The organism is Dactylosporangium darangshiense (assembly GCF_039537565.1).
Taxonomy (GTDB): domain Bacteria; phylum Actinomycetota; class Actinomycetes; order Mycobacteriales; family Micromonosporaceae; genus Dactylosporangium; species Dactylosporangium darangshiense.
Genome location: NZ_BAABAT010000110.1, coordinates 1 through 9,386 on the forward strand (window position 1 = coordinate 1; position 9,386 = coordinate 9,386).

1 protein-coding gene is annotated in these 9,386 nt (G+C 70.6%); it reads left to right on the top strand.

Features of this window, described 5'->3' with window-relative positions:
• Positions 1-9,386 (top strand): non-ribosomal peptide synthetase (locus tag ABD901_RS57400; protein WP_345144635.1); only part of this gene is annotated, 9,386 nt, incomplete at both ends.

Genomic DNA, 9,386 nt, shown 5'->3' on the forward strand with positions numbered 1-9,386 from the left:
GTTCGAGCTGCCGGTGGTGGACGTGTCCGGGGAGCCGGACCCCGTCGCGGCGGCGCGGGCGTGGTTGGCGGCGGATGGGGTGGTGCCGTTCGATCTGGCGGTGGGGCCGTTGTTCCGGGCGACGTTGTTGCGGGTGTCGGCGGACGAGTCGGTGTTGAGCTTGGCGATGCATCATGTGGTGGGTGATGCGTGGTCGGGCGGGATTCTGTGTCGTGAGCTGGACGTGTTGTATGCCGGTGGCGAGTTGGCGGCGTTGCCGGTGCAGTATGCGGATTTTGCGGTGTGGCAGCGGGGTTGGCTGTCGGGTGCGGTGTTGGAGGGTGAGGTCGGGTTCTGGCGGGAGGCGCTGGCGGGGGCGCCGGTGCTGGAGCTGCCGACGGATCGGCCGCGGCCGCCGGTCCGGTCGACCGAGGGTGCTGTGGTTGGGTTCGCGGTGCCGGCCGATGTGGTGGAGGGTTTGCGCGCGGTGGCCCGTGACGCGGGCGTGTCGATGTTCATGACGTTGCTGGGTGCGTTCTCGGTGCTGCTGGGCCGGTACTCAGGTCAGGACGACGTCGTGGTGGGTACGCCGATCGCGAACCGGAACCGGGCCGAGATCGAGGGCCTGATCGGCTTCTTCGTCAACACCCTCGTCCTGCGCACCGACCTGTCGGGGGATCCGACGTTCGGCGAACTGCTGGGCCGGGTGCGGGAGCGGACGCTGGCCGCGTATGCGCATCAGGATGTGCCGTTCGAGCATCTCGTCGACGCGCTGGACGTGGACCGGGACCGGTCCCGCACTCCGCTGTTCCAGGTGCTGTTCAACTACGTCAGCGGGGAGGACGGGCAGGCCGGACCGGGCGCGGTGTCGGCGCTGTACGACCTGACGCTCGTGATGAGCGAGACGCCCGACGGCCTGGTGGGCTCTGTCGAGTACTCGACGGCGCTGTTCGACGACGCGCGGATGGCGCGTTTGGTCGGCCATCTGCAGCGGCTGCTGGCCGGTGTGGCGCTGGGCGTGCGGCTCTCCGAGGTGCCGGTGTTGACGTCGGTGGAGTCGGCGGATCTGGCGGTGTGGTGCGCGGGCGATGCGGTCGTGCCGTGGTCGGGCGGTGTGGGTGCGCAGATCGCCGGTTGGGCGGCGACGGATCCGGACCGGGTTGCGGTGCGGTGCGGCGATGTGGTGCTGACGTACGGGGTGTTGCGGCGGCGGGTGTTGGGTTTGGCCGGGCGGTTGCGTCGGTTGGGTGTGGGTGCGGAGTCGTTGGTCGGTCTGTGTGTGGAGCGTGGGGTCGACGTTGTGGTGGCGGCGTTGGCGGTGTGGGAGGTCGGCGCGGGCTATGTCCCGTTGGATCCGGATCAGCCGGTGGCGCGTTTGTCGTACATCGTGGCGGATTCGGGGTTGCGGGTGCTGGTCGGTCATCGCGGTTCTGCGGAGCCGCTGGCAACGCTGGTAGAGACGACGTTGTGGCTGGATGAGGCCGGCGCTGACGTCGATGTGGTGTCGGGTTCGGTGGTGGCGGGTGGTGTGGCGTATGTGATGTATACGTCGGGTTCGACGGGTCGGCCGAAGGGTGTGGCGGTTTCGCACGGTGCGTTGGCGGCGTTTGTGGCGGCGATGGCGGCGCGGCCGGGGCTGTCGGACGGTGATGTGGTGCTGGCGGTGACGACGTTCGGGTTCGACATTGCTGGTCTGGAGTTGTTCGGCCCGTTGACGGTTGGTGGTGGGGTGGTGGTGGCCGATCGTGCGGCGGTGCGTTCACCGGCGCGGTTGGCGGATCTGTTGGGTGGGGTGTCGGTGATGCAGGCGACGCCGGCAACGTGGCAGATGCTCCTCGACGATGGTTGGTCGGGGCGGGCCGGGTTGCGGGTGTTGTGTGGTGGTGAGGCGTTCCCCGCTGGCCTGGCTGCGGAGCTGGTGTCGCGGGTGGGTGAGGTGTGGAACATGTACGGCCCGACCGAGACCACCGTCTGGTCCTCCTGTGACCGGGTCGTCGACGCGGTGACGTTGGGGACGCCGATTGCGGGGACGTGTTGGTATGTGGTGGATCGGTGGGGTGGTCAGGTGCCGGTTGGGGTGCCGGGTGAGTTGTGGATTGGTGGTGCTGGTGTCGCGCGGGGTTATTACGGGCGGCCGGGGTTGACGGCGGAACGCTTTGTTGCGGACCCGTTTGCTGGTGATGGTGGGCGGTTGTATCGGACTGGGGATGTGGTGGTGTGGCGGCCGGATGGGCGCCTTGAGTTTGTCGGTCGGGCTGATGCGCAGGTGAAGGTGCGTGGGTTCCGGATCGAGCCGGCCGAGATCGAGGCTGTGCTGCGGGAGTGTGCGGGGGTTGCTGCCGCGGTGGTGGTGGCCGTTGATGGCCGGTTGGTGGCGTATCTGGTGCCGGATGGTGAGGCTGTGTTGTCGGTGGTGGGGTTGCGGGGGGTGGTGCGGGAGCGGTTGCCGGAGTACATGGTGCCGGCGATGTTTGTGGAGTTGGTGTCGTTGCCGTTGAACGCGAACGGGAAGGTGGATCGGCGGGCGTTGCCGGCGCCGGATGCGTCGCGGTTGGCGTTGGTGGAGGGGTTCGTGGCTCCTGCGGGTCCCGTGCAGGAGGTGTTGGCCGGGGTTTGGGCGGAGTTGTTGGGGGTGGAGCGGGTCGGGGCGGTCGACAATTTCTTCGCGTTGGGTGGGCATTCGTTGCTGGCGACGCGGGTGGTGTCGCGGGTGCGGTCGGTGTTTGGCGTTGAGGTGCCGGTGGCGGCGGTCTTTGATGCGCCGACCGTTGCGGGTCTCGCGGGTGTGATTGAGGCGGCGGCGCCGGGTGTGGTTGTGCCGCCGATTGTGCCGGTGGAGCGCGATGCGCCGCTGCCGTTGTCGTTTGCGCAGCAGCGGTTGTGGTTCCTGGCGCAGTTGGAGCCGGACTCGGTCGAGTACAACCTGCCGATGTCGATCCGCCTGGCCGGTGCCGTTGACGTCGACGCGGTCGCCGAGGCGCTGGGCCGGCTCGTTGCCCGGCATGAGGTACTGCGGACGCGGCTGGTGGCCGGCGTGGACGGTGTGCCGTATCAGGTGATCGATCCGGCGCCGGAGTGGTTCGAGCTGCCGGTGGTGGATGTGTCCGGGGCGCCGGGCGGGGTCGAGGCGTGGCTGGACGCGGATGCGGCGGTGCCGTTCGATCTGGCGGCGGGGCCGTTGTTCCGGGCGACGCTGCTGCGGTTGAGCGGCGACGAGCACGTGCTGGCGTTGGCGATGCATCACGTGGTCGGTGACGAGTGGTCGGGCGGCATCCTGCAGGATGAGCTGGGCGCGTTGTATGCCGGTTCGGAGCTTCCGGCGTTGCCGGTGCAGTATGCGGACTTCGCGGTGTGGCAGCGCCAGTGGCTGACCGGCGAGGTCCTCGATGGCCAGCTTGGCTACTGGCGGGAGGTGCTGGCGGGTGCGCCGGTGCTGGAGCTGCCGACGGATCGGCCGCGCCCGGCGGTGCGCTCGACCGAGGGTGCCGCGCTGGAGTTCAGCGTTCCGGCGGAGATCGTCGACGGGCTGCGGGTGGTCGCCCGGGATGCGGGCGCGTCGATGTTCATGACGTTGTTCGGGGCGTTCGCGACGCTGCTGGGCCGCTACTCCGGTCAGGACGACGTCGTGGTGGGCACGCCGATCGCGAACCGGAACCGGGCCGAGGTCGAGGGCCTGATCGGCTTCTTCGTCAACACCCTCGTGCTGCGCACCGATCTGTCGGGCGATCCGACCTTTGTGGAGCTGTTGGGCCGGGTGCGGGAGCGGACCCTGGCCGCGTACGCGCACCAGGATCTCCCGTTCGAGCAGCTGGTCGACGAGCTCGGCGTGGATCGGGACCGGTCGCGCACGCCGCTGTTCCAGGTGCTGTTCAACTACGTCGCCGGTGCAGGCGAGGACGCCGGCCCGCAGGAGGTGTCCGAGCCCGAGCCCATGCCGGTCAAGGTCGATCTGTCGGTGTCGTTGAGCGAGGCCGGCTCGGGGCTGGTCGGCTCGGTGCAGTACAGCGCCGTGCTGTTCGACGCCGAACGGATGGTCCGGCTGGTCGGGCACCTGGTGGAGCTGTTGTCCGCGGTCGCGGGCCACCCGGAGTGCCGGCTGTCGGAGCTGCCCGTGCTGACCGGGGTCGAGCGGGCGGCGCTCACGGGCTGGGCGGCGCCGGTGGCGGCACTGCCGGCGGTGGGTGGCGTCCCGGAGCTGATCGCCGAGCAGGTGGTGGCGGACCCGGCGGCGGTGGCGGTGCGGTGCGGGGACGCGGCGTTGACGTACTGGGAGCTGTGGCAGCGCTCGGAGCGGTTGGCGCTGCAGCTGCGCGCGCTGGGGGTCGGCCCGGAGTCGGTGGTCGGCCTGTGCCTGGACCGCGGTGTCGAGTTCGTCGTCTCGGTACTGGCGGTCTGGCGGGCCGGCGCGGCGTATCTGCCCCTGGACCCCGGGTATCCGGTTGAACGCCTGGCGTTCATGGCCGCCGACGGCGGCGCGTCGCTCGTGCTGGGCGAGCGCCCGGCCGCGGCCGGGCTGGCGGCCGCCGGGGTCGCGGTGACCTGGCTGGAGGAGCTGCCGCTGGACGGCGTGGGTGCGGTGGCGCTGCCGGCGGTCATGGGCGGCGAGGCGGCGTACGTGATCTACACGTCGGGTTCGACGGGTGTGCCGAAGGGTGTGGTGGTCGGTCATCGCGGCCTGGTGAACCTGGTGACGCAGCTGGCGCCCGAGTTCGGGATGGCGCCGGGTCGGGTGGTGCTGCAGTTCGCGTCGTTCGGGTTCGACGCGGCGGTGCTGGATCTGGCGGTGACGCTGTCCGGCGGCGGGACGCTGGTGATCGCGGCCGGTGCGCAGCGGTCGGAGCCGGCGCGGCTGGCCGGGTTGATCCGGGCGGAGCGGGTCGGCGTGGCCAGTGTGGTGCCGTCGCTGCTGTCGCAGCTCGACCCTGAGCAGGTGCCCGGGGTGGACACGTGGGTGGTGGGTGCGGAGCGGCTCAGCGCTGGCCTTGCGGGGATGTGGGCGGGCCGGTCGCGCCTGGTGAACACGTACGGTCCGACCGAGGCGACGGTGATGAGCACGGCCGGGCTGACCGTGTCGGACGGGTCGGGGGCGGCGCCGCCGATCGGGTCGGTGCTGGGCAACGTGCGGGTGCAGGTGCTGGACCGGTGCTTGCGGCCGGTTCCGGTCGGGGTGCCTGGTGAGCTGTTCATCGGCGGGGTGGGGCTGGCCCGGGGGTACGCGGGCCGGGCGGAGCTGACCGCGGAGCGGTTCGTCGCCGACCCGTTCTCCGGCGATGGCGGCCGGTTGTACCGCTCCGGGGACGTGGTGCGGTGGCGCGGCGACGGCCGGCTCGAGTTCGTGGGCCGGGCGGACGCGCAGGTGAAGGTCCGCGGGTTCCGGGTGGAGCCGGGCGAGGTCGAGGCGGTACTGCGCGAACACCCTAGCGTCGCCGACGCCGTGGTGGTCGCCGATCGGGATCAGGACCGGCTGATCGGGTACCTCGTGCCGGCCGATGCCGCGGCCGGAGTGGCGAGCGTGGAGGAGCTGCGCGGACACCTGCGCGGGCGGCTGCCTGAGTTCATGGTTCCGGCGGCGTTCGTCGAGCTGGCGTCCCTGCCGCTCAACGCCAACGGCAAGGTGGACCGGGCGGCGCTGCCGACTCCGGACGCCGCTCGCCTGGCGCTCGCCGGCGCGTTCGTCGCGCCCGCGGGGCCGGTGCAGGAGGTGCTGGCCGAGATCTGGGCCGGGCTGCTGGGTGTGGAGCGGGTCGGCGCCCAGGACGACTTCTTCGCGCTCGGCGGGCACTCGCTGCTGGCGACCCAGGTGGTGTCGCGGGTGCGGGCCGTGTTCGACGTCGAGGTACCGGTGGCGGCGCTGTTCGACGCGCCGACCGTCGCCGGGCTGGCCACGGCGATCGAGGCGGCCGCACCGGGCGCGGCCGCGCCGCCGATCGTGCCGGTGGGCCGGGACGAGCCGCTGCCGTTGTCGTTCGCGCAGCAGCGCCTGTGGTTCCTGGCCCAGCTCGAGCCGGACTCGGTCGAGTACAACACGTCCATCGCGATCCAGCTCGACGGCGCGGTGGACGGGCCGGCGCTCGCTGCGGCGCTGGCCGGCCTGGTGGTGCGGCACGAGGTGCTGCGGACCCGGCTGGTCGCCGGTGAGGACGGGGTGCCGCACCAGGTGATCGACCCGGCGCCGGCACGGTTCGACCTGCCGGTGGTGGACCTGACCGGCGGCCCCGATCCGGCCGCGGCCGCGCGGGCCTGGATGGACGCCGACGCGCTGGTCCCGTTCGACCTGGCGGCCGGTCCGCTGCTGCGCGCGACGCTACTGCGGCTGGCCGACGACGACCACGTGCTGGCGCTGGCGATGCACCACGTCGTGGGCGACGAGTGGTCGGCCGGCATTCTGCAGGACGAGCTAGGCGCGTTGTACGCCGGCTCGGAGCTTCCGGCGCTGCCGGTGCAGTACGGCGACTTTGCGGTGTGGCAGCGGGGTTGGCTGTCCGGTGACGTGCTTGAGGGCCAGTTGGGGTTCTGGCGGGAGGCGTTGGCGGGTGCGCCGGTGCTGGAGTTGCCGACGGATCGTCCGCGTCCGCCGGTGCGTTCGACGGATGGTTCGGTGATCGAGTTTGCGATTCCACGCGAGGTGAGTGACGGTCTGCGGGCGGTCGCGCGGGACGCTGGTGTGTCGATGTTCATGACGATGTTCGGGTTGTACACGGTGTTGTTGAGCCGGTACTCGGGCCAGGACGACATCGTGGTCGGCACCCCGATCGCGAACCGGAACCGGGCGGAGATCGAGGGCCTGATTGGGTTCTTCGTCAACACATTGGTGCTGCGCACGGATCTGTCCGGTGATCCGACGTTCGCGGAGTTGCTGGGTCGGGTGCGGGAGCGGACGCTGGCGGCGTTTGCGCACCAGGATCTCCCGTTCGAGCAGCTGGTCGATGCCCTAGATGTGGATCGGGACCGCTCCCGGTCGCCGTTGTTCCAGGTGTTGTTTAACTACTTCACGGACGACGGCGGCGACGGTGGGGAGGTGTCGGGTGCCGTCGAGGCGATGATGGCGAAGTTCGATCTGCGGTTGATCGTGGCTGAGCGGGCCGGCGGCCTGGTCGGCGCGGTGCACTTCACCTCCGCGTTGTTCGACGAATCGTCGATGCGCCGCCTGATCGGGCATTTCCTGGCGTTGGCCGGTGCGGTCGCGGCCGGCGCGGACGGCCGGCTGTCCGGCCTAAACCTGCTGACCGGCCCCGAGCAAGGTGTGTTGACCGGTTGGCAGTCGGGCCCGTCGATCGCGGTGCCGCCGATGTCCGGCGTCCACGACCTGGTCGCCGGCTGGGCTCAGCAGCACCCGGACTGGCCGGCGGTGGTGGATGCTTCCGGTTCCTGGACCTACGAGCAGATCTGGCTGCGCGCGTCGGGTCTGGCCGCGTATCTGCGGTCGGTGGGTGTGGGTGCAGAGACTGTCGTGGGTGTCGCGGCCGACGCCGGTGCCGATGTGGTGGTGTCGGTGCTGGGGGTGTGGCTGGCGGGTGGGGCGTATCTGCCGTTGGATGTGCGGGCGCCCGTATCCCGGTTGGCGTTCATGCTTGCTGAGGGCGGCGTCTCCGTCATCCTCGGTCGTGAGGAGTTGTTGGAGCAGGTTCCGGCCGGCCGGATCCGCACGATCGATCTCGACGACCCGGCGTTGACTGCGGCGGCGGTGGTGCCGGTGGTGCGGGGGGCGGTCAGTCAAGCGGCGTATGTGATGTTCACGTCGGGTTCGACGGGTCGTCCGAAGGGTGTGGTGGTCACCCACGCCGGCCTGCTCAGCTACGTGTCCGGAGTGCTGGAACGGATCGGGTTCGGGGCGCCGGGCGGCCGGTACGGGGTGCTGCAGCCAGCCGGGACCGATTTTGTGAACACGGTGTTGTTCGGTGGGTTGGCCAGCGGCGGCTGCTTGTACTTCGCGGACCCGGCCACGGTGACCGACCCGCAGGCGGTGGCCGGGTTCCTGGCCGAGCACGCGATCGACTTTGTGAAGATCGTGCCGTCGCATCTGGCCGGCCTCGCCGACGGGGCCGGGTTGGCGGAGCTGTTGCCGGGGCGGGCGTTGGTGTTGGGTGGTGAGGCAGCCTCGCCGGAGTGGTTGCGGCGGCTGTTGGCGGTGGCCGGCGAGCGTGGGGTTCGGGTGGCGAACCATTACGGGCCGACGGAGACGACGGTTGGTGTGGCCGGGATGGAGCTCACGCCCGTTGTGGTGGGTGGGGATCGGGTGCCGATCGGTGGGCCGTTGCCGGGTGCCCGGTTGTATGTGCTGGACCAGTGGCTGCAACCGGTGCCGGCCGGTGTGGTCGGTGAGCTGTTCATCGGCGGCTTGGGGGTGGCCCGCGGCTATCGGGGGCGTCCGGAGTTGACCGGTGAGCGGTTCGTCGCGGACCTGTTCGCCGGTGACGGTAGCCGGATGTACCGGTCCGGGGACCAGGCGCGGTGGCGGGCCGACGGGACGGTGGAGTTCCTGGGCCGGGCTGACAGCCAGTTGAAGGTTCGTGGCTACCGGATCGAGCCCGGTGAGGTGGAAGGGGCGTTGCTGGCGCATCCGGGGGTCGGTGCGGCGGTGGTGACCGGGCATGGGGTGGACGCGAGTCGTCGGCTGGTCGCCTACCTGGTGCCCGTGGACGGGATGCCGTCTGTGGCCGATCTGCGTCGGTTCCTGGGGGTGCGGTTGCCGGAGCATATGGTGCCGGGGTTGTTTGTGGAGTTGGCGGCGTTGCCGTTGACCGCGAACGGGAAGCTTGATCGGCGGGCGCTGCCCGACCCGGAGCTGGCGCATGCGGGGCCGGCCGACAGTTATGTGGCACCGCGGACGCCGACCGAGGAGACCTTGGCCGCGATTTGGGTGCAGGTGCTCGGGCTCGGGCAGGTCGGCATCCACGACAACTTCTTCGAGCTCGGCGGGCACTCGCTGCTCGCCACCCAGGTGGTGTCGCGGATCCGTGGTGCGTTTGATGTGGATGTGGCGTTGGTGGAGGTGTTTGATACGCCGACGGTGGCGGGGTTGGCGGTGGTGGTTGATGCGGCGGTGCCGGGTGTGGTGGCGCCGCCGATTGTGCCGGTGGGCCGGGATCAGCGGTTGCCGTTGTCGTTTGCGCAGCAGCGGTTGTGGTTCCTGGCGCAGCTGGAGCCGGGTTCGGTCGAGTACAACACGCCGGTGTCGATGCACTTCTCGGGTGTGTTGGATGTTGATGCGTTGGCGGGGGCGCTCGGTGCGTTGGTGGGGCGGCATGAGGTGTTGCGGACGCGGCTGGTCGCCGGTGACGACGGTGTGCCGTATCAGGTGATCGATCCGGCGCCGGTGCGGTTCGACCTGCCGGTCGTCGATTTCTCGGGGGAGTCGGATCCGGTTGTGGCGGCTCGGGCGTGGTTGTTGGTGGACGGTCGGGTGC